Here is a 22,518-nt window from a genome sequence, read left to right on the forward strand (position 1 = left end):
GATTGAAGATATAGAAAAGAGGACACAATCATGACAGAAACAAAAGGCTATTTCGGACAATTTGGTGGATCTTTCGTACCAGAACCCATTCAAAACTTGCTCAATCAATTAGAGGAAACCTTTGAACAGTATAAAAATGACCCAGAATTTATTGCAGAATACAAACATTATTTGAAAGACTATTCTGGACGCGAAACACCACTCTACTTTGCAGAAAGTTTAACAGAGCATTTAGGTGGGGCAAAAATTTATTTGAAGCGCGAAGACTTGAATCACCTAGGTTCGCACAAATTGAATAACGTCTTGGGGCAAATTCTCTTGGCTAAGCGCATGGGCAAAACACGCGTGATTGCTGAAACAGGAGCTGGTCAACACGGTGTAGCTACAGCAGCTGCGGCAGCTAAATTTGGTATGGCCTGTGATGTCTACATGGGGGCAGAAGACGTGGAGCGTCAACGTCTCAATGTCTTCCGCATGGAAATGATGGGGGCAACCGTTCATGCGGTTGAAACAGGAACCAAGACCTTGAAAGACGCCGTTGATGCTGCGTTTGGAGCATGGATGGCAGACCTCGATGCCTTTTACGTTTTGGGTTCTGCTGTTGGACCTCACCCTTACCCAACCATTGTGCATGAATTCCAAAAAGTGATCAGCGAAGAGTCTAAACGTCAAATCTTGGAAAAAGAAGGTCGTTTGCCAGACTATGTGATTGCCTGTGTTGGTGGTGGCTCCAATGCCATCGGTGCCTTTTCTGAATATGTCGCAGAAGAGGAAGTCGGTTTGGTTGGGGTAGAAGCTGCTGGTCATGGCTTGGATACCGATCAGCACGCCGCTACCATGACCAAAGGGACTATCGGTGTGGTTGATGGCATGAAGACTTATGCTGTCTTTGGCGAAGATGGAAAAGTAGCGCCAGTTTACTCGATTTCTGCTGGTTTGGATTACCCAGGGGTTGGTCCAGAGCATGCTTTCTTTAAAGATTCTGGTCGTGTAGAATATGTAGCAGCGACAGATGATGAAGCGGTTCAAGCTCTTCTTCTTCTCAGTAAGACAGAAGGGATCCTTCCAGCCATTGAAAGCTCACACGCGATTGCAGAAGCGGTCAAACGTGCTCCAAAACTGGATAAAGACAAGATCATCATCATCAATGTTTCCGGACGTGGGGATAAGGATGTGGCTGCCATCGCCGATTATCTAGAAGCGAAGGCTGCAAAATAAAAAGAATTTATCTGCAAAACATCGTATAAAGCAGTAAAGCGTGATAACTGAGAAAGAGACAGGGAACAAAGGGAATCCGGTCTCTCTCTTTTTTGATAGCAAAGACGAGGATGCCTAAGATGGATGCGATCTGAATGAGAATGAGGATCTTGGTAGAGGAAAAGGTCAGCGAGAAGGTGGCGAGTAAGAGGAAATCTCCTGCTCCCATTCCGATAAAGAAAAAGTGAGCTCCTGTCGCAAGGAGTAAAAAGACTAGCATGAGGAGATTACTACCGGATAAAAAGAGGAGCAAGGCATGGAGACAGCACCAGATGAATAAAGGGTATTCCATAAAGCGAAGGTCATAGATGGCTAAAACGGCAGCTCCCAGTAGTGTTAGAAGTTGAGGCAGGGAAAGGTAACCATTGGCGCAGGCTAAAAAGAGCAGGCCACTCCAGACCTCAAAAAGGCAGTACCAAAATGGGTAGGGCTGATGACAATAGCGACAGCGAAAGCGATGCAGTAGTTGCGAGATAATGGGGATGAGGTCCCAAACTCCAAGGATGTGCTGGCAGTGATCACAATGACTGCGAGGAGCGAGAATGGATTGGTTTGGGAAACGGTCGACAACTAGTCCCAAAAAAGAGGCGATACAAGTACCGATGGTAAAAAAATAAAAGTTGATCATACTTATTTATTCGTAAAGCAAGCGGAAAATTTCATCATTTGCTTGAAAATCTTGTAAAGCCTTTCTAAATTTGATACAATAATGAACATGAAAAACCTGTATGATGTTCAACAATTTTTAAAACGTTTTGGAATCATCATTTACGTAGGGAAGCGCCTCTATGACATCGAATTGATGAAAATTGAGCTTCAACGTCTTTATGATGCAGGCCTGATGGAGCGGCTCGATTATTTAGAAGCCGATACCGTTTTAAGAAGAGAACACAAGCAAGAATTAGAATTTTTGAAAAAGAGTGAGGTAGAGTAATGGGAAATATCATTGTTTGGTTGGCTATTTTAGGAGTATTTGGATGGATGGCATTTAATTATTTCCGCATCCGTAAAGCTGCTAAATTTGTGGACAATGCTACTTTTGAAGAGCTGATTCGTCAAGGGCAGTTGATTGACTTGCGAGAGCCAGCTGAGTTTCATGCCAAGCATATTTTAGGAGCTCGTAACATTCCTTCTACTCAGTTGAAGTTGAGTCTTGCAGCCTTGCGCAAAGACAAACCAATTTTGCTCTATGAAAATAGCCGTAGTTCGCGTGTAACCAATGCGGCTCTCTATCTTAAGAAACAGGGCTATACAGACATTTATGTCTTGTCTTATGGTCTTGATTCTTGGAATGGGAAAGTGAAAAAAGACGCCTAATAAAAAGAGCTCTAACTGCACAATGTGTGTGGTTAGAGCTTTTTATCTCGTTTTTTCAAGGAAATCTTTGACCCATGTGAGCTCTACCTCATTTAAAGGTCGGCTTTCGCCAGGTGCTAACTGAGGATCCAAGGTGAAGGGACCAAAAGACAAGCGTTTTAAGGATATTACTTTGACCCCAATGGCTAAAAACATCTTTTTCACTTGGTGGTATTTTCCTTCCGAGATTCGGACCTGGGCCTTGCTGTAGCTGGGGGTACTTTCTAGAATGGTCAAGGAGGCAGGCTTACAGATAGGACCGTCTGTGAATGAAATCCCATTCTGAAATTGCTCGATGTGGGCTGTATAGAGCGGACCATTGACTTCTACCTCATAGACCTTTTCCACATGGTATTGAGGATGGAGCAGTTGAAAGCCTAAGGGACCATTATCTGTGATGAGGAGCAGACCACTGGTGTCGCGATCAAGGCGACCAAGAGGATAGAGGTCTGGGTACTCTTGCTGGGGATCCACTAGCTCGATCACCGTTGGATGGTGGGCGTCTCTTTTGGCGGTCACGGCCCCGATTGGTTTATGGAGCATGTAGTAGTGGTGACGTGGTTCTTGAATGATTCGTTCCCCGATTTGAATCTGTTGGAGTCCAGGGTCGATGTTTTGGAATAGCTTTTGAGCTGGTAGGTGATCGACCAAGATTTGCCTTCGGGCCAGAAGTTGTTTGATGTCTTTGCGAGCGTACTGATGGTTTGCCATCAATTGATCTAATCTCATGGAAGCCTCTTTTTCTGAAATTCTTATCATCAGTGTATCATGAAAAGAAAAGGAAATCGAGTCGGAGAAAAGAAATGAAGATGAAAACATTTACAACTAGCTGAACTGTGTTTTTTAGATAGGACTGTGGTATAATTGTTCAGTTAGAAATATTATTTAAAATTTTATAGAGGAAATCATGACAAAATTAAGAGAAGATATTCGTAACGTTGCGATCATTGCCCACGTTGACCATGGGAAAACAACCTTGGTAGACGAATTGTTGAAACAATCGCACACCTTGGATGAACGTAAAGAATTGCAAGAACGTGCAATGGACTCAAACGATCTTGAAAAAGAACGTGGGATCACGATCCTTGCTAAAAATACAGCCGTTGCTTATAACGGAACTCGAATCAATATCATGGACACACCAGGACACGCAGACTTCGGTGGAGAAGTGGAACGGATCATGAAAATGGTTGATGGGGTTGTATTGGTCGTAGATGCCTACGAAGGAACCATGCCTCAGACTCGTTTCGTATTGAAAAAAGCCTTGGAACAAGATCTTGTTCCGATCGTTGTAGTCAACAAAATCGATAAACCATCTGCTCGTCCAGAAGAAGTTGTAGATGAAGTTCTTGAACTCTTCATCGAATTGGGTGCGGATGATGACCAATTGGAATTCCCAGTTGTATATGCATCAGCGATCAACGGAACCTCTTCACTTTCAGATGATCCAGCTGATCAAGAGCACACAATGGCACCGATTTTTGATACCATCATTGATCACATCCCAGCTCCAGTTGATAACTCAGATGAACCCCTTCAATTCCAAGTATCCCTGCTTGATTATAACGACTTCGTTGGACGTATCGGTATCGGACGTGTCTTCCGTGGTACTGTAAAAGTTGGGGACCAAGTAACCCTTTCTAAATTGGATGGAACGACTAAGAACTTCCGTGTTACCAAACTCTTTGGTTTCTTTGGTTTGGAACGTCGTGAAATTCAAGAAGCCAAAGCTGGAGACTTGATCGCTATTTCTGGTATGGAAGATATCTTCGTTGGAGAAACCATCACACCGACAGACGCAGTTGAAGCTCTTCCAATCCTTCACATCGATGAACCAACGCTTCAAATGACCTTCTTGGTTAACAACTCACCATTTGCTGGTCGCGAAGGAAAATGGGTAACCTCTCGTAAAGTCGAAGAACGCTTGCAAGCGGAATTACAAACAGACGTCTCTCTTCGTGTTGACCCAACTGATTCACCTGATAAATGGACAGTTTCAGGTCGTGGGGAATTGCACTTGTCTATCTTGATCGAAACCATGCGTCGTGAAGGATACGAGCTTCAAGTATCTCGTCCAGAAGTTATTATCAAGGAAATTGATGGTGTCCAATGTGAACCATTTGAGCGCGTACAAATCGACACACCAGAAGAATACCAAGGATCTGTTATTCAAAGCCTTTCTGAGCGTAAGGGTGAAATGTTGGATATGGTTGCAACAGGTAACGGTCAAACTCGTTTGGTCTTCCTTGTTCCAGCGCGTGGGTTGATTGGATACTCAACAGAGTTCTTGTCAATGACACGTGGTTACGGAATCATGAACCACACCTTTGATCAATACTTGCCAGTGATTCCAGGAGAAATCGGTGGACGTCACCGTGGTGCTCTTGTTTCAATCGATAACGGAAAAGCCACCACTTACTCTATCATGTCTATCGAAGAACGTGGTACGATCTTTGTCAATCCAGGTACAGAAGTTTACGAAGGAATGATCATCGGGGAAAACTCTCGTGAGAACGACTTGACCGTAAACATTACGAAAGCAAAACAAATGACCAACGTTCGTTCAGCTACTAAGGACCAAACAGCGGTTATCAAGACTCCTCGTATCTTGACCTTGGAAGAATCTCTTGAGTTCTTGAACGACGATGAGTACATGGAAGTAACGCCTGAATCTATCCGTCTACGTAAACAAATCTTGAACAAAGCAGAACGCGAAAAAGCAAATAAAAAGAAAAAATCAGCAGCTGCTGAATAATACGGAAAGAAAGGAGAAACAAAATGGTCTATTTTATCTTAGGGATTTTGATTCTCCTTTTTTACCTTTTTATGACCCCAAAAAGTATTCGTGGTACCTTAAACAGTGTCACAATGGTGGTCTTAATTGTCTCCATTATCGTACTGACTTGTCTCGCCATTTTTCAGATATTCCAACTACCGTCTGAGTTTTTTGTCGGTGCCTTTCTCGCCTTTGTTGGCTACCTGGCTTTGGTGGATATTTCCAAAATGACGACCAAACAGAAAAAATAAACGCTGACGTGATTTTTAAAGCCCTTTGGGCTTTTTAATTTTGTTAAAAAAAGGTAAAATAGAGAGTGATAAAAATGGAGCGAAGAAATCATGAAATTTGTGAAACAATTTGAAAATAAAAAGGTTCTTGTATTAGGTTTGGCGAAGTCAGGCGAGTCAGCTGCCCGTTTGTTGGATCGCTTAGGAGCGATTGTGACCGTCAATGATGGCAAACCTTTTGAAGAAAATCCAGCAGCACAAAGTTTACTGGAAGAAGGGATTAAAGTTGTGACAGGAGGTCACCCTTTGGAATTGTTGGATGAAGACTTTGCGGTCATGGTCAAAAATCCAGGAATCCCTTATTCCAATCCAATGGTTGAAAAAGCGCTTGAAAAGGGCATTCCCGTCCTCACTGAGGTGGAATTGGCCTATCTGATTTCGGATGCGCCAATTATTGGGATTACAGGATCAAACGGAAAAACGACAACGACAACCATGATCGGGGAAGTCTTGACGGCTGCCGGCCAAGGTGGTCTATTGTCTGGGAATATCGGTTTTCCAGCTAGTCAAGTTGCACAAACAGCAACAGAAAAGGATGTTCTGGTCATGGAATTGTCTTCTTTCCAATTGATGGGAATTGAAGCCTTCCATCCAGAGATTGCAGTGATTACCAACCTCATGCCAACCCATATCGACTATCATGGTTCTTTTGAAAATTATGTAGCTGCCAAATGGAATCTTCAAAAGAATATGACAGAAAAAGATGTCATTGTCTTGAACTTCAATCAAGACTTGGCCAAGGAACTCGCTACAAAAACCAAGGCAAGGGTCCTTCCATTTTCAACGGTTGAAAAAGTGGACGGGGCTTATTTGGAAGATGGACTTCTCAAGTTTAAGGGAGAAGTTGTTATGCGTGCAGATGAACTGGGCGTTCCAGGTAGTCACAATGTAGAGAATGCCTTGGCAACGATTGCGGTTGCAATAGTCCGGGGTGTGGAGAATGAGGTCATTAAAGAAACCTTGTCAGCCTTTGGAGGTGTCAAACACCGCCTTCAATATGTGGATGAAATTCAAGGTGTCAAATTCTATAATGATAGTAAATCGACTAATATTTTAGCAACACAAAAAGCCCTTTCTGGTTTTGATAACAACAAGGTGATCTTGATTGCAGGGGGGCTCGATCGTGGCAATGAATTTGATGAATTGGTGCCTCACATTACTGGCTTAAAGGAAATGGTGATTCTAGGGGAATCAGCTCCTCGAGTGAAACGCGCAGCCGATAAAGCAGGCGTCTCTTATGTTGATGCGGCAGATGTAGCAGATGCTACAAAGAAAGCCTTCGACTTGGCTAGCCCTGGCGATGTTGTACTACTAAGTCCTGCCAATGCCAGCTGGGATATGTATCCGAATTTTGAAGTGCGTGGGGATGAATTCCTTGCTACAGTAAAAGGGTTGAAATAAGATGAAAAAAATAATGTTTACTGGTGGGGGAACCGTGGGACATGTGACCCTTAATCTCCTCTTGATTCCAAAATTTATCGAAGATGGATGGGAAGTCCATTATATTGGAGACAAAAAAGGAATCGAATACCAAGAGATCAAAAAGTCTGGCTTAGACGTACGCTTCCATTCAATTGCAACGGGGAAATTGCGCCGCTATTTCTCTTTCCAAAATATGATGGATGTGTTCAAGGTAGCTTGGGGAACGCTCCAGTCCATTGCAATCCTGCTTCGTGTGCGCCCACAAGTTCTCTTCTCAAAAGGGGGATTTGTCTCTGTGCCACCAGTGATTGCGGCCCGACTCACGCGTGTTCCTGTCTATATCCATGAGTCCGATCTCTCGATGGGATTGGCCAATAAAATTGCTTATAAATTTGCTACCAAGATGTACACGACTTTTGAGCAAGCACATGGTTTGACAAAGAGTGAGCATATCGGTGCGGTAACCAAGGTCACAGATCATATACCGCCAACTTCAGAAGTTTTAGAAGAAAAAACAAAAGGTTTCCGAAAAGACTTGCCGACCCTTCTCTTTGTCGGAGGATCAGCCGGTGCGCGTGTCTTTAATGAATTTGTGACAGAGCACAAAGCAGAGCTCTTGCAGCACTACAATATCATCAATTTGACGGGCGATTCAACATTGAATCAGGCTGAGGGTGGCTTGTATCGAGTGGATTATGTAACCGATCAGTATTTACCAATGCTCCAAAAGGCTGATTTAGTGGTGACTAGGGGTGGAGCCAATACCTTATTTGAGCTCTTAGCTATGAACAAACTCCATTTGATTGTACCGCTAGGAAAAGAAGCCAGCCGTGGCGATCAGATTGAAAATGCCCAATATTTTGTGGATAAAGGTTATGCAGAGCAATTGCAGGAAGATCAATTGACGCTCGAAACCTTTAATGAAACCATTCAAGAAATGTTGAAGCAAAGCCAAGTCTACCACCAAGCAATGGAAAAATCGACAGAACTCCTTTCACTAGACGATTTTTATGGCCTGCTTCAAAAAGATATCAGTAAGGGAAAAGATGACGGACGACAATAAAAAAACGCCAACGGATGACAAAATTACAGAATTGTCAGCCTGGCAAAAAAGAAACAAAGAATATTTAGAAAAAAAAGCGCTTGAAAAAGCGGAAGAAGCTGAAACAGAGGAAACTGAAAGCGAAGAAGCAAAAGAAGACGAAGACCTTTCAGAAAAAGAAACAGCTTCCGTCTCAGAGGAAGAATCTGAAGAAGAAATAGAAGAGTCTGAAGAGGAAAATGAATCTGAGGTCGAAGAGGATCCAGAAGCAGATGGAGAAAGTTCAGAAGGAGAAAAGGATGATCCGGCTATAGAGGAGCTAGATCCTTCAGAGAAGCAAGAGAAAAAGCCTTCATTTTTTAAAGGCTTAAAGACGAAAAAACCAAAGAAGGAACCGACAGTGGCAAAACGCCATATCTATCGTGCCCTTCCGGTTATCGGAATCAGCTCGATTGTCGCCCTTCTCTCAATCTACTTTTTAAGCCCCTTGTCCACACAGAAAGTGATTGAATTTTCAGGGAATAAAGCGGTTGATCAGCAACTTTTGTATGAAAAAAGTCGCATCAAAGAAGAAGATTATACTCTGACGACCTTCCTTCATAAATCGGTCTATGAACAAAATATGAAAACGGCTAGTCCATGGATCAAAGAGGTTCACATGCATTATCAATTCCCGGTGACCTTTAAAGTCAATATCGTGGAACACAAAGTGGTTGCCTATTATGTGACCGGAGAAGACCACTATCCAGTATTGGAAAATGGAGAAGTCGTTGAGACAGTAACTCCAGCTTCGGAATTGCCGTCCTCCTATATTAGCTTAAAATTCTCAGATCGAGAATTGGTTAGACAATTTGTCCAAGAAATGAAGTCTATATCTTCTTCCATTACGGATAAAATTGTTTCGGTAGATCTGACTCCTAGCAAGGTCACCAAGGATCTGGTGACCATCACTATGAAAAACGATAATAAAATCTTGGTGCCTGTTTCCCAAATTACCCGCAAGCTTCCTTATTATAAAGCCATTAGTAAGCAATTAGACGATGATTCCACCATTGATATGGAGGCTGGAGTTTTCAGCTATAGTGAACAATCCATCGCAGATGCCAAAGAGCAAGCTGAAAAAGAAAAGGCTGAAAGTACAGAAAAGCAAGAAGAACATTCTGAGGAAGCAAGCCAAGAACAGAATCAAGAACAGAATCCGGAAGGAGAAAATTCTTCTGGGAATGAGTAAAGCCCATAAATTATCTCAAATAATTGAAGAAAAAATGTCCATTTTAGGCTTCTTTGTGATATAATGAAGTTTGGATAGTTCCAACTAAAAGGGCTATAAATAGATGTAAAGTGAAAACAAATAAAGAGAGAGGACTGGTGTAATGGCTAGAGACGGCTTTTTTACAGGTTTAGATATCGGTACTAGTTCAATAAAAGTATTGGTGGCAGAACATGTCAATGGAGAAATGAATGTAATTGGAGTCAGCAATGCAAAAAGTGCTGGCGTCAAAGATGGAATTATAGTAGATATCGAAGCTGCTTCAAATGCAATTAAAAATGCAATCAGCCAAGCTGAAGAAAAAGCAGGGATTTCAATCAATCTAGTCAATGTTGGGTTGCCTGCAAATTTACTACAAATCGAAGCAACTCAAGGAATGATTCCAGTCACAAGTGATTCGAAAGAAATCACAGATGCAGATGTTGAAAATGTTGTCAAATCTGCACTCACAAAAAGTATGACACCGGATCGTGAAGTAATCACCTTCATTCCTGAAGAATTCACAGTAGATGGTTTCCAAGGAATCCGCGATCCACGCGGAATGATGGGGATCCGACTTGAAATGCGTGGCCTTCTTTATACAGGACCTCGTACAATCTTGCACAATTTGCGTAAAACCGTTGAACGTGCAGGCTTACAAGTTGAAAACATCATCATTTCACCGCTTGCGATGATCAAAACAGTCTTGAATGAAGGCGAACGTGAATTCGGAGCAACGGTGATCGATATGGGTGGTGGCCAAACAACGGTGGCATCTGTTCGTAGCCAAGAACTTCAATTTACAAATATCTACCAAGAAGGTGGCGATTATGTTACCAAAGATATTTCTAAAGTATTGAAAACTTCTCAAAAATTGGCAGAAGGCTTGAAGTTCAACTATGGTGAAGCCTATGTGCCGTCTGCTGGAAACGAAGTCTTCCATGTAGAAGTCATCGGTGAAGTAGAGCCAGTTGAAGTGACTGAGAAGTACTTAGCTGAAATCATTTCAGCACGTATCAAACACATCTTTGAGCAAATCAAACAAGACCTTGAGAGAAGACATTTGTTGGATCTTCCTGGTGGTATTGTGATCATCGGTGGAGGTGCGATCCTTCCTGGTGTTGAAGAATTGGCTCAAGAAGTCTTTGGTGTAAATGTGAAATTGTTTGTTCCAAATCAAATTGGAATTCGCAATCCAGCTTTTGCCCATGTGATTAGCTTGTCTGAATATGCAGGCAATTTGACAGATGTGGATATTATTGCTCAAACTGCGGTTCATGGAGACGAAGTCTTGCGTCAACAACCGATTCAATTTGATCGTCCAGTGCAATCACAAGTACAACCACAACCTGCTGCTCCAGCACAACCGGTAGTACCTGCATACAATGCTGAGAAGATTGAATCTCCAGTGGATGCTCAAGAAATTCCAGCAGCAAGCAATGATAGCAAACAAGAACCAAAAACTACATTCACAGACCGAATGAAAAATTTGATCGGTAATATGTTTGATTAAGGAGTGTAAGTATTTATGACATTTTCATTTGACACAGCAGCGGCACAAGGTGCAGTAATTAAAGTAATCGGTGTCGGTGGCGGTGGCGGAAACGCCATCAATCGTATGATTGACGAAGGCGTTGCCGGTGTAGAATTCATCGCAGCTAATACAGATGTTCAAGCACTTTCAAGTGCAAAAGCTGAAACAGTTATCCAATTGGGTCCAAAATTGACTCGTGGATTGGGTGCTGGAGGTCAACCTGAAGTTGGTCGTAAGGCAGCTGAAGAAAGCGAAGAAGTGTTAACAGAAGCTTTGCAAGGTGCAGACATGGTCTTCATCACTGCAGGGATGGGTGGAGGATCTGGTACAGGTGCTGCACCAGTCATCGCTCGTATTGCTAAAGCTGTAGGTGCTTTGACAGTAGCCGTTGTGACTCGTCCATTCGGGTTTGAAGGTTCAAAACGTGGCAACTTCGCTATTGAAGGGATCAACGAACTTCGCGAACATGTAGATACATTGTTGATTATTTCTAATAACAACTTGCTTGAAATTGTAGACAAGAAGACACCGCTTCTTGAAGCCTTGAGTGAAGCAGATAACGTTCTTCGTCAAGGTGTTCAAGGGATCACTGACTTGATCACAAGTCCTGGATTGATCAACCTTGACTTTGCAGACGTGAAGACTGTTATGGAAAACAAAGGAAATGCCCTCATGGGTATTGGTGTTGGTAGTGGTGAAGAACGCGTTATCGAAGCGGCTCGTAAAGCCATTTACTCTCCACTTCTTGAAACTACAATTGATGGTGCAGAAGACGTGATCGTCAACGTAACAGGTGGTTTGGATATGACATTGATCGAAGCTGAAGAAGCTTCAGAAATTGTAAACCAAGCTGCAGGTCACGGAGTGAACATCTGGTTGGGTACATCTATTGATGAATCTCTTAAAGATGAAATCCGCGTGACGGTTGTTGCAACTGGTGTCCGTCAAGACAAGGTAGAACGCGTTAGCGGAATTGCTTCCTCACAACGTCCTTATAAAACAGGACCACGTGAACAACGCCCACAAGCTGCACCATTTGACCGTGAATTTGATTTGAAACAAGATGTTGAATTGCCAACAACTCCAAGTCGTCCAGCGGTAGAACCAAACCGTGGCTCAGCCTTTGGTGATTGGGATATTCGTCGTGAGAATATCGTTCGCCAAACTGAACCAACATCAACACATCAAGTTGATCGTTACGTAGATTCATCTTCAGATGATGATGAATTGGAAACACCACCATTCTTCCGGAATCGTTAATCATGAATCTGGTAGGGAATGCGGATCTTGTTCGGCAACAAGTAGAAACAGCAAGAAACAAAGCTAACCGTCAAGATCAAGTTAATGTGATAGCTGTCACCAAGTATGTGGATGTTGTTACAACAGAAGCAATGGTGAAAACAGGTATCCAACATATCGGTGAAAATCGTGTCGATAAATTCCTAGAAAAGTATCAAGCTCTAAAAGGGTATGATCTCACTTGGCACTTGATTGGGAGCCTCCAACGGCGGAAAGTAAAAGACGTGATTAATCTCGTCGATTACTTTCATGCCTTGGATTCGGTGAAACTGGCTCAAGAAATTCAAAAGCGAGCAGAACACCCGATCAAGTGTTTCCTCCAAGTGAACATTTCTGGTGAAGAAAGTAAGCACGGATTTGCACCCGATGAACTGGATGATGTTTTAGCGGAAATCGCACAGCTGGACAAAATTGAAATTGTTGGTTTAATGACGATGGCTCCCTTTGAGGCTAGTCAAGAAGAGTTGCAGGATATTTTTTCAAAAACTCACCAACTTCAGAAACAACTAGAAAAGAAACAATTAAAAAATATGCCTTTTTCAGAACTAAGTATGGGTATGAGTCGTGACTTTGAAGTAGCCGTTGCGAACGGAGCGACTTATGTTAGAATTGGGACATCATTTTTTAAATAGGAAAGAACTATGTCATTAAAAGATAAATTTAACAACTTTATTGACTACTTCACAGAAGACGGTGAAGAAGTAGAAGTTAGCGAGGCAAAAGCAGCTGGTGCGGAAACACAACCAGTTCCACAGCCACAGCCAACTCCTCAAGTGACTTCTCCACGTCCACAGATTAGTCAAAAAGAACCGGTAAAACCAAAACCAAAACCGACTCCTGTCGCACCTGTTACAACTCCTGTATCTACAGCAGCTGTGAAGGAATCTGTGCCTACAACGAAAAATACATCTGAAAATATCACTCGCTTGCATGAACGTCAACGTGAATTGGCTGCTAATCGTGCAAATACAGATGAAAAGATTACCATTGATGTACGCTATCCCCGTAAATACGAGGAAGCGACTGAAATTGTCGATCTATTACTATCTAATGAGAGTATCTTGATTGATTTCCAATATATGACAGAGGTACAAGCCCGTCGTTGTTTGGATTATTTGGATGGAGCTCGTTATGTTTTGGCAGGAAATCTTCGTCGTGTGGCAAGTACCATGTACTTGTTGACTCCAATTAATGTAGTCGTTAATGTGGAAGATATTCGCCTTCCAAATGATGTGGAAGTAACAGAATTTGACTACGATATGAAACGTAATCGTTAAAATGATTATTTTTCAATATCTATCAAATATCATTCAAATCTATTCCATCATTCTAGTCATCTATGCCTTGCTTGCTTGGTTCCCTGGGGCGCCTCAGAGTACTCTCGGACAAATGGTTCACCGCCTAGTTGAACCATTTTTGAGCCTTTTTAGAAAGTTACCCTTGCAGGTGGGAGGTTTAGATTTCACAGTTTGGATAGCACTTTTGGTTTTGAACCTGATGAATCAGTTATTAGCCCGCTTGTTCCTACTTTTGATTGGATAGAATATGATGGGACAGAAAGAGATTTACCAACATTTCAATCGCGAAGATCACGAATTTATTGATCGTTGTATTGAATTGTCTGAAAGAGTGGTGGAACGCTATTCTGTTGAGGTGACGGGTTTTTTAAACCCTCATCAGGTCACTATTTTACGAAATGTCGCGGCAAGCTACCAATTACAGGTCTTTGCTTCCAGTGATGAGCAGAAAATGGAGTATGCCAAGGTCATTGTGGCTCCGGATTATTATCAATTGGATCCAAGTGACTTTGATCTGGCATTAATAGAGATGGTCTATGCTTCCAAATTTCATCACTTGACCCATTCCCAGGTTCTGGGGACCATTGTTCACCAATTAGGAGTGGAGCGCAAGTCCTTTGGAGATATTCTGACAAGTGATGGAAAGATCCAAGTATTTGTTGAACAGCGTTTTGTTCCCTATTTCATGGATCACATCCAGAAAATTTCTCGGGTACCTGTTAAGCTTAGGGAAGTTTCTCTATCTGAACAGATTGTTGTAGAGGAAGAAAGCCAACAGCGAGATATTCTCGTGTCGAGTTTTCGGTTAGACAAGGTGATTGCTGGGACTTTCAAGCTTTCACGCTCACAAGCCAGTCAGTTGATTAGTTCTGGCTTGGTGAAAGTTAATTATGCGACAACTTCCAATGTTAGCTATACTGTAGGTTTGAATGATTTAGTCAGTGTTCGACGCTTTGGGCGTCTTAAAATTGTTTCTGAAAATGGTATTTCAAAGAGTGGAAAATATAAAGTAACTGTTGAAGTACTCTTAAGTAAAAAATGAGGAGGAGTTATGGCTCTTACTGCTTTAGAAATTAAAGATAAAACTTTTGGCGTTAAATTTAGAGGGTATGATGCGAACGAAGTAGAAGAATTTCTAGATATCGTTGTTCGCGATTATGAAGATCTTGTTCGTTTAAATCATGATCAAGAAGCAAAAATTCAAGCTCTTGAAGAACGCTTAAACTATTTTGATGAAATGAAAGATTCATTGAGTCAATCTGTTTTGATTGCACAAGATACTGCGGAACGTGTCAAACAAGCCGCTAACGAACGTTCTGAAAATATTGTTCGTCAAGCTGAACAAGATGCACAGCACTTAGTGGATGAAGCAAAACAAAAAGCAAATGAAATCCTTCGTCATGCAACGGATAATGCCAAGAAGGTTGCCGTTGAAACAGAGGAATTGAAGAACAAGACACGCGTCTTCCATCAACGTTTGAAATCAACCATCGAAAGCCAATTGAGCATTATCGATACACCTGAATGGGATGAAATTCTTCGTCCAACAGCTATGTACATTCAAACAAGTGATGAAGCTTTCCGTGAAATTGTGGAGAAAGCTTTGGGTGAATCTGTTCACCATCATCATGCAGAAGATGAGAACATTGATTTGACTCGTCAATTCTCTCCAGCTGAAATCGAAGAATTGCAAAAACGCATCGAAGCTGCTAATTTAGAATTGGGTGCAACACAAGCATTTGAAGGTTTGAATGAAAAAGTTCAATCCGCTTTAGAAGAAGCAGAGCACGCTCGTCATGAAAATGAAGAAGTTGTTGAGGTTGAAGAAACTATTCAACCTGAAGATGATGCAAATCGTGAATCTGTCAATATTTTATAATTTTGTAAAAACAGGTCCATTAATGATAGGTCTAGCGAGCAGATGATGGTGGAAGATCTGCACTCCCTCTTAATGGATGATCCTTTTACAGTATTCGTTCTGAACCATTGAGTAAGAACGGACGTTTCCCTCGTTACGGGATGAGAGGAGAAAGTCGTTTGCGACTTCTCGAACAAAGGTGGTACCACGAGCAATCGTCCTTTTTAGGATGCTCGTGTTTTTTTATAGCTTTTTAAATCAATAAGGAGACACAATGAAACTTAAAGAAACATTGAATCTTGGGAAAACAGCTTTTCCAATGCGGGCTGGGCTTCCAACGAAAGAACCAGTTTGGCAAAAAGAATGGGAAGATGCAAAATTGTATCAACGCCGTCAAGAGTTGAATGAAGGAAAACCGCATTTTACCCTTCATGATGGCCCTCCCTATGCCAACGGAAATATTCACGTAGGGCATGCCATGAACAAGATCTCAAAAGATATCATTGTTCGTTCTAAGTCTATGTCAGGATTTTACGCCCCTTATATTCCAGGTTGGGATACTCATGGTTTGCCAATTGAGCAAGTCTTGGCCAAACAAGGCGTGAAACGTAAAGAAATGGACTTGGTTGAGTATTTGAAACTCTGCCGTGAATATGCGCTTTCTCAAGTAGATAAACAACGCGAAGACTTCAAACGCTTAGGTGTTTCAGGTGATTGGGATCATCCTTATGTAACCTTGACGCCTGACTATGAAGCAGCACAGATCCGAGTCTTTGGTGAAATGGCCAATAAAGGCTATATCTACCGTGGGGCTAAGCCAGTTTACTGGTCTTGGTCTTCTGAATCAGCCCTCGCTGAAGCAGAGATTGAATACCATGATTTGGTATCAACGTCTCTTTACTATGCGAACAAAGTTAAAGATGGTAAGGGTGTCCTAGATACAGACACTTACATCGTTGTCTGGACAACAACTCCATTTACGGTTACAGCTTCTCGTGGATTGACGGTGGGTGCAGAGTTTGATTATGTCGTAGTGAAGCCTGCTGGATCTGACCGCAAGTATGTCGTAGCATCTGAGCTCTTGCCAAGCCTTTCTGAAAAATTCGGTTGGGAAAATGCTGAAGTCCTTGCGACTTACCAAGGGAAAGAATTGAACCATATCGTGACAGAACATCCATGGGATCCGGAAGTGGATGAATTGGTGATCCTTGGTGAGCATGTAACCCTTGATTCAGGTACTGGTATCGTCCATACTGCTCCTGGTTTTGGTGAGGATGACTACAATGTAGGGATTGCCAATGGCCTCGAAGTTGCTGTTACTGTTAATGAACGCGGAATCATGATGGAGAATGCTGGTCCTGACTTTGCAGGTCAGTTCTATGACAAGGTTGTTCCAACGGTTATCGAAAAACTTGGAGATTTGCTCCTTGCTCAAGAAGAAATCTCTCACTCTTACCCATTTGACTGGCGTACGAAAAAACCAATCATCTGGCGTGCCGTGCCACAGTGGTTCGCTTCTGTATCAAAATTCCGTCAAGATATCTTGGACGAAATTGAAAAAGTGAAATTCCACTCAGAATGGGGGAAAGTGCGTCTTTATAACATGATTCGTGACCGTGGTGACTGGGTCATCTCTCGTCAGCGTGCCTGGGGTGTGCCCCTTCCAATCTTCTATGCAGAAGACGGAACACCAATCATGACAGCTGAAACCATCGAACATGTAGCGCAACTCTTTGAAGAACATGGTTCCATCATCTGGTGGCAACGTGAAGCGAAAGACCTCTTGCCAGAAGGATTTACGCATCCTGGTTCACCAAATGGGGAATTTACAAAAGAAACAGATATCATGGACGTCTGGTTTGACTCGGGTTCATCATGGAATGGGGTTGTAGTTAACCGTCCAGAACTCAAATATCCAGCTGATCTTTACCTGGAAGGTTCAGACCAATACCGTGGTTGGTTCAACTCATCTCTTATCACTTCTGTGGCGAACCATGGTGTAGCGCCTTATAAACAAATCTTGTCTCAAGGTTTCGCCTTGGATGGTAAAGGTGAGAAGATGTCTAAATCTCTTGGAAATACCATCGCTCCAAGTGATGTTGAAAAGCAATTTGGTGCTGAAATCTTGCGTCTCTGGGTAACCAGTGTAGACTCAAGCAATGACGTGCGTATCTCAATGGATATCTTGAGCCAAGTGTCTGAGACTTACCGTAAGATCCGGAATACCCTTCGTTTCTTGATTGCCAATACTTCTGACTTTAACCCAGCTGAGGATGCAGTCGCTTACGAAGAACTTCGTTCTGTTGATAAGTACATGACCATTCGCTTTAACCAACTTGTTAAGACGATTCGTGATGCTTATACCAACTTCGAATTCTTGACGATCTACAAAGCGCTAGTCAACTTTATCAACGTTGATTTGTCTGCCTTCTACCTGGATTTTGCCAAAGATGTTGTCTATATTGAAGGTGCAAAATCCCTTGAACGTCGTCAAATGCAAACAGTCTTCTATGATATCCTTGTGAAAATCACGAAACTCTTAACTCCAATTCTTCCTCACACTGCTGAAGAAATCTGGTCTTATCTTGAGTTTGAAGCAGAAGACTTCGTTCAATTGTCAGAATTGCCAGAAGCAGAAACGTTTGCCAACCAAGAAGAAATCTTGGATACATGGTCAGCCTTCATGGACTTCCGTGGTCAAGCGCAAAAGGCCTTGGAAGAAGCACGGAATGAAAAAGTGATTGGTAAATCACTTGAAGCTCACTTGACAGTTTATCCAAACGAAGTCGTGAAAACACTTCTTGGAGCTGTTGATAGCAATGTTGCTCAACTCTTGATTGTTTCTGAATTGACGATCGCAGAAGGACCAGCTCCAGAAGATGCAGTGACCTTTGAAGATGTAGCCTTCACAGTTGAACGTGCCGCTGGTGAAGTTTGTGACCGTTGCCGTCGCATCGATCCAACAACGGCTGAACGTCACTACCACGCAACCATCTGTGATCACTGTGCAAGCATCGTCGAAGAGAACTTTGCGGATGCAGTCGCAGAAGGATTTGAAGCTAAATAAAAGCCATTAAAAGAAGTTCCATAAAGGAACTTCTTTTTTAATGGCTAGAATAGTGTAGAGATTCATGCATTAAGGAAAGAAAAAAGTAAGGCAAATTGGCCTTACTTAGTAATTGGAAAGGAAATTTCAATTAGTTTATCGGAGTAGAGGGTTTTAATAGCGGATTGGTCAATGATTTGAAGATCAATCTTACGTTTTAAAAAGAACTCACGAATTTTTTCTACTTCAGTTTCACGAATAGCTCGGTGTTTGTTACTGATCAATAATTCATAGTGTGTTGGGGCCTGTGTAAAAACGACATCGGTATTGCCCGCGGAATAAACCTCGACAAGCAAGGCATCAGTGCTGGCAAGTTGGCTTTTGACCAGTGCAGCATGACTATTTGTGGTATTAATGAGCTTCATATGAGTTCCTCCTAACCTCTATCTTCATTTATTATAGCACTTTTTTATTATTTGTGAAAGAATTCCTTTATTTTTTGTGGGTATTTTTCCACTGTTCAATGCCCCATTTGTGACTGCCACGTTTGAGTTTTTTAATAGCTTCATCTACAGGAAACCAAGCAAGATTGTTAAAATCTTCCAGTGGTTTTTGAGCTTCTGTATAGTCTAGCACTTCATAAATATAGGCAGGATTGTAGTAGTAGGTGTCGCGATGACTGGAATAGAAATACTCATCTGCTTGGCCATAGTATTGCCCTAAAACAGCGGTAAAGCCTAATTCTTCGATCAGTTCCCGTTTCAGAGCTTGTAAGTGATCTTCACCTGCCTCAATTTCCCCGCCTGGTAAGAACCAAGCCCCATTTGGAGCTTGAACGAGGATGATCTGATCCTTGTCCTTATTGGGAATAACAGCGTAGACACCATAGCGATTGACGTAGGTCACATCTTGTTTCTTTTCACCAAAACTTGGAATGGTCATGGTTTTCTCTTTTCTTATTTTTTCATCATTATATCATATTTTTTAGCAAAAATCTGGAGGGAAAAAAGAAAGAGACTGGGACAAAAGTCCTAGCCTCTCAATTGTTTTTGGATTGTCGAGCAAGACGCAGTGGTTGAGTGGGCTCTACTACGCTGATTTCATCATCTTTTACAGCCCTACTCAACTGTGCGGAGGTGGGACGACGAAATCGAATTCTAACGAATTACCGATTTCTGTCCCACTCTCTGAATGTACATTTACTGATTATGATTCTGACTTCTTTTCAGCCTCATTCTTTCATAATTTGGATGATTATTCTTTTGTCTTTTCAACTGTCTTAGAAACCGATTTAATACTAATATTTCCATTGCTGGTCAAGACGGCTTTGAGTTGTTTTTCACTTGGATGTTCCAGGTAATAATCGGTAATAGCATCTTCGATATAGTCTTGGATGGTACGACGGAGTGGGCGGGCCCCCATTTTTGGATCGTATCCCAGATCGACCAATTTTTCTTTCACCTTCTCTGTCACGTCCAGATGAATCTCATTTTGTGCGAGACGTTGATTGACTTCATCGAGCATGAGGGTAACGATTTGAAGCAGGTTTTCTTTTGATAGAGGTTGGAATTCAATGATGCCATCAAAACGGTTCATGAATTCGGGGCTAAAGAAGTTACCGAGTTCTCCAAGTACAGAGTTGGTGCGTCCTTCTCGAGCTGCTCCAAAACCAACATTGGCCTCAGCTTTGCCAGTTCCAGCATTAGAGGTCATGATGATAATGGTATCTTTAAAGCTGACAGTGCGGCCTTGACCATCTGTCAGACGGCCATCATCCAAGACTTGCAAGAACATGTGCATGACGTCTGGATGGGCTTTTTCAACTTCATCCAGCAAAACGAGAGAGTATGGATTGCGGCGGACCTTTTCAGTTAGTTGTCCAGCTTCATCGTAGCCCACATAGCCCGGAGGAGCTCCGACTAGTTTCGCTACGCTGTGTTTTTCCATGTATTCGCTCATATCAAAGCGGATCATATTGTCTGCAGAACCAAAGAGTTCAATCGCCAATTGTTTAGACAATTCGGTCTTCCCGACACCGGTTGGTCCGACAAAAAGGAAGCTTCCGATTGGACGATTTGGCGATCCTAGGCCGACACGATTGCGTCGAATGGCTTTCGCGATTTTATCTACTGCATCATCTTGACCGATCACATGAGCTTTCAAATCAGAAGCCAGATTGATCAATTGAGACTGTTCTTTTTCTTTCAAATCACCAACAGGAATATTGGTCTTTTGTTCAACTATGTGTTCAATAGTTTTTTCACTGATGACAGGGGTTTCCTGATCGGTGACATGTTGACCTTGCATTTCCTTGTATTTCGCGATTTGGTCGCGGAAGTAGGCTGCTTTTTCAAAGTCTTCTTCGCGTGTCGCTTGAGCTTTGAGGTTTTCCGCTTCAATCAAGCGCTGGTCGATCACTTTTGGATCCACAAAGTTTAGGGTCAGGTTCATCTTAGATCCCGCTTCATCCAACAAATCAATGGCCTTGTCTGGCAGGAAGCGATCTTGGATGTAGCGGTTTGAAAGAATAGCTGCCGCTTCGATGGCCCCGTCTGTATAGTGGACGTGGTGGTAGTCTTCGTATTTTTTCTGGATGCCCTTGAGGATGGTAATGGTTTCTTCAACCGTTGGCTCATCGACCTTAACGGGCTGCATCCGACGTTCCAAGGCTGCATCTTTTTCAATAATACGGTATTCATTGAGGGTAGTAGCACCGACTAATTGGAGTTCTCCACGCGCCAAGGCTGGTTTGAGGATATTTCCAGCGTCCATATTGCCCTCACCAGCTGATCCTGCGCCAACAATTTCATGGATTTCGTCGATGAACAGAATCACATCTTCACGTTGACGAATTTCATCCATTAATTTTTGCATGCGTTCTTCGAATTGACCACGGATGCCTGTGCCCTGAACGAGGCTGACGACGTCTAGGCGGATGACTTCTTTTCCTTGCAATTTATGTGGAACGTCGCCATCGACGATTTTTTGAGCCAGGCCTTCCACTACGGCAGTTTTTCCGACCCCAGGCTCTCCAATCAGAACCGGATTGTTCTTGGTTCGACGGTTGAGGATTTCGATGACACGGATAATCTCCTCGTCACGGCCAATGACAGGGTCAATATCCCCTTTGCGGGCAATTTCTGTGACATTGATGCCGAACTCTTCTAACAGTCCTTTTGGCTTTTGAGGGCGTGCTTGACGAGGGTCTTGACCACCACCACGGTTATTGTTTTGGCCGTAGCCGCCACCTCCATAACTGCCTCCGGATTGAGTTGGAGGGGTTTGAGGTTCTTGCGGACTTTGGAAGTTTCCAAGGTTATTGAAGAAATCTTCAAAAGGATCTCCAGTGAGTTGGCTCCGTTGGGTCATGCCTTTCAAGAAGCTGTTATTAGGGTCTGTTTTCATAATTTTATAGCAATTTTGACAGAGGTCTACTTGCTGCTGACGTCCATTTACATTTGTATATAAATGGATGGTTGATTCATTTATTTTACAATTTTGACAAAGCATATACATACCTCACAGTAGGTTTTTGATGGTTTTCCATCAAGAGACGAGCCTATTTTTGAAAGGTCAAAAATAGTCAAAGATTTATAGTTTCATTATATCAGTATTCTAGAAGTTTGCAAGAATTTGCTACGGAATGTCGCTAAGGAGTGAAGAAGAGAGCAAATCAATGGAAAAATGTGAATTTTTATTGGAAGAGCTTTCTCTTTTATGATAAAATAGGAGAGTAGAAAGTAAAGAGGAGAAATAAAATGGAATCACATTTAGTACGGATTATTAACCGTTTGGAGACGATGACAAAAGACGGTGGAAACTTAAAACGTAATTTTGAACGTGACGGTGTTGTTGTCGCTGAAGTAGCCTACAACCACAATGAAGAAGAAGGTTCAACCTTTACACTTCGTGATGTTGAAGCGCGTGAAACCTATACATTTGATAGCATTGATTTAATTGCAATGGAAATTTATGAATTGCTTTACTAAGCAGCTGTGTGGATGAGTTTGGGGTGGTCTCAAGCTCATTTTTTGTCCATCTGGCTATAGTTTTCGTCTATAAGAAATTCTAAATAGGAACAGTTAGGTTTG

22 protein-coding genes are annotated in these 22,518 nt (G+C 42.3%); 17 read left to right on the top strand and 5 right to left on the bottom strand.

The window, feature by feature from the left end; all coding sequences use genetic code 11:
- The first annotated feature begins 30 nt into the window (after positions 1–30).
- Positions 31–1,218 (top strand): tryptophan synthase subunit beta, encoded by a 1,188-nt coding sequence (trpB, locus tag WKT08_RS03810; RefSeq protein WP_340280172.1) that lies wholly within the window; start codon positions 31–33, stop codon positions 1,216–1,218.
- 7 nt (positions 1,219–1,225) lie between these two features.
- On the opposite strand, the gene WKT08_RS03815 is transcribed toward trpB, so the two are convergent.
- Positions 1,226–1,885 (bottom strand): prepilin peptidase, encoded by a 660-nt coding sequence (locus WKT08_RS03815; protein WP_340280174.1) that lies wholly within the window; start codon positions 1,883–1,885, stop codon positions 1,226–1,228.
- An 87-nt stretch (positions 1,886–1,972) separates the two neighbouring features.
- On the opposite strand from WKT08_RS03815, the gene WKT08_RS03820 reads away from it, so the two are divergent.
- Complete coding sequence (locus tag WKT08_RS03820) at positions 1,973–2,191, top strand: YqgQ family protein (protein WP_003017930.1); 219 nt, start codon at positions 1,973–1,975, stop codon at positions 2,189–2,191.
- A complete protein-coding gene (locus WKT08_RS03825; RefSeq protein ID WP_070666476.1) occupies positions 2,191–2,574 on the top strand; it encodes a rhodanese-like domain-containing protein in 384 nt (127 codons plus the stop codon). The genes WKT08_RS03820 and WKT08_RS03825 overlap by 1 nt, the downstream gene beginning before the upstream one ends.
- 42 nt (positions 2,575–2,616) lie before the next feature.
- Here WKT08_RS03825 and WKT08_RS03830 read toward each other — a convergent pair whose 3' ends face one another.
- The gene (locus WKT08_RS03830; protein WP_340280179.1) at positions 2,617–3,342 is read right to left on the bottom strand and encodes a 16S rRNA pseudouridine(516) synthase; all 726 of its coding nucleotides are present in this window, start codon (positions 3,340–3,342) and stop codon (positions 2,617–2,619) included.
- 178 nt (positions 3,343–3,520) lie between these two features.
- Between WKT08_RS03830 and typA the strand changes: the two genes are divergently transcribed.
- The 13 genes from typA (at position 3,521) to ileS (ending at position 18,448) form a co-directional block, all read left to right on the top strand.
- Positions 3,521–5,368 carry a translational GTPase TypA gene (gene typA, locus WKT08_RS03835; protein ID WP_049474409.1) on the top strand — a complete coding sequence of 616 codons (1,848 nt, stop codon included), beginning with the start codon at positions 3,521–3,523 and terminating at the stop codon, positions 5,366–5,368.
- 23 nt (positions 5,369–5,391) lie between these two features.
- Positions 5,392–5,640, top strand: a complete 249-nt coding sequence (locus WKT08_RS03840) for a DUF3165 family protein (protein WP_004219693.1) — start codon at positions 5,392–5,394, stop codon at positions 5,638–5,640.
- A gap of 90 nt (positions 5,641–5,730) precedes the next feature.
- The gene (murD, locus tag WKT08_RS03845) at positions 5,731–7,080 is read left to right on the top strand and encodes a UDP-N-acetylmuramoyl-L-alanine--D-glutamate ligase (protein WP_340280182.1); all 1,350 of its coding nucleotides are present in this window, start codon (positions 5,731–5,733) and stop codon (positions 7,078–7,080) included.
- Between the two features lies 1 nt (position 7,081).
- Positions 7,082–8,164, top strand: coding sequence for a UDP-N-acetylglucosamine--N-acetylmuramyl-(pentapeptide) pyrophosphoryl-undecaprenol N-acetylglucosamine transferase (locus WKT08_RS03850; protein ID WP_150905496.1), 1,083 nt, complete (start codon positions 7,082–7,084; stop codon positions 8,162–8,164).
- Entirely contained in the window at positions 8,148–9,374 is a 1,227-nt protein-coding gene (locus tag WKT08_RS03855) for a cell division protein FtsQ/DivIB (protein ID WP_049523016.1), read from the top strand. The genes WKT08_RS03850 and WKT08_RS03855 overlap by 17 nt, the downstream gene beginning before the upstream one ends.
- Positions 9,375–9,516: 142 nt before the next feature.
- Positions 9,517–10,905 (top strand): cell division protein FtsA, encoded by a 1,389-nt coding sequence (ftsA, locus tag WKT08_RS03860; RefSeq protein ID WP_049523017.1) that lies wholly within the window; start codon positions 9,517–9,519, stop codon positions 10,903–10,905.
- A gap of 15 nt (positions 10,906–10,920) precedes the next feature.
- Positions 10,921–12,186, top strand: coding sequence for a cell division protein FtsZ (gene ftsZ, locus WKT08_RS03865; RefSeq protein ID WP_003005955.1), 1,266 nt, complete (start codon positions 10,921–10,923; stop codon positions 12,184–12,186).
- 2 nt (positions 12,187–12,188) lie between these two features.
- Complete coding sequence (locus WKT08_RS03870; protein ID WP_340280189.1) at positions 12,189–12,857, top strand: YggS family pyridoxal phosphate-dependent enzyme; 669 nt, start codon at positions 12,189–12,191, stop codon at positions 12,855–12,857.
- Between the two features lie 9 nt (positions 12,858–12,866).
- Complete coding sequence (locus WKT08_RS03875; protein WP_155168817.1) at positions 12,867–13,502, top strand: cell division protein SepF; 636 nt, start codon at positions 12,867–12,869, stop codon at positions 13,500–13,502.
- A gap of 1 nt (position 13,503) precedes the next feature.
- On the top strand, positions 13,504–13,767 hold the full coding sequence (locus WKT08_RS03880; RefSeq protein WP_049491323.1) for a YggT family protein: 264 nt from the start codon (positions 13,504–13,506) through the stop codon (positions 13,765–13,767).
- Positions 13,768–13,773: 6 nt separating this feature from the next.
- On the top strand, positions 13,774–14,565 hold the full coding sequence (locus WKT08_RS03885) for a YlmH family RNA-binding protein (RefSeq protein WP_155169230.1): 792 nt from the start codon (positions 13,774–13,776) through the stop codon (positions 14,563–14,565).
- A 9-nt stretch (positions 14,566–14,574) separates the two neighbouring features.
- A complete protein-coding gene (locus WKT08_RS03890; protein WP_340280196.1) occupies positions 14,575–15,402 on the top strand; it encodes a DivIVA domain-containing protein in 828 nt (275 codons plus the stop codon).
- A 253-nt stretch (positions 15,403–15,655) separates the two neighbouring features.
- Positions 15,656–18,448, top strand: coding sequence for an isoleucine--tRNA ligase (gene ileS, locus WKT08_RS03895; protein ID WP_070465424.1), 2,793 nt, complete (start codon positions 15,656–15,658; stop codon positions 18,446–18,448).
- A 101-nt stretch (positions 18,449–18,549) separates the two neighbouring features.
- Here the strand turns inward: ileS and WKT08_RS03900 are convergent, their stop codons facing one another.
- The 3 genes from WKT08_RS03900 to WKT08_RS03910 form a co-directional block, all read right to left on the bottom strand.
- Positions 18,550–18,852: a DUF1827 family protein gene (locus tag WKT08_RS03900; RefSeq protein WP_003012157.1), complete on the bottom strand. Its 303-nt coding sequence runs from the start codon at positions 18,850–18,852 to the stop codon at positions 18,550–18,552.
- Between the two features lie 67 nt (positions 18,853–18,919).
- On the bottom strand, positions 18,920–19,369 hold the full coding sequence (locus WKT08_RS03905; RefSeq protein ID WP_070465426.1) for an NUDIX hydrolase: 450 nt from the start codon (positions 19,367–19,369) through the stop codon (positions 18,920–18,922).
- 312 nt (positions 19,370–19,681) lie between these two features.
- Positions 19,682–21,937, bottom strand: a complete 2,256-nt coding sequence (locus tag WKT08_RS03910; RefSeq protein ID WP_070466677.1) for an ATP-dependent Clp protease ATP-binding subunit — start codon at positions 21,935–21,937, stop codon at positions 19,682–19,684.
- Positions 21,938–22,185: 248 nt separating this feature from the next.
- Here WKT08_RS03910 and WKT08_RS03915 point away from each other — a divergent pair, with 248 nt between their 5' ends.
- Complete coding sequence (locus WKT08_RS03915; RefSeq protein WP_003005989.1) at positions 22,186–22,416, top strand: DUF1797 family protein; 231 nt, start codon at positions 22,186–22,188, stop codon at positions 22,414–22,416.
- Positions 22,417–22,518: the final 102 nt, after the last annotated feature.

This window comes from Streptococcus sp. HCA-5024, assembly GCF_037890265.1.
GTDB lineage: Bacteria > Bacillota > Bacilli > Lactobacillales > Streptococcaceae > Streptococcus > Streptococcus lingualis.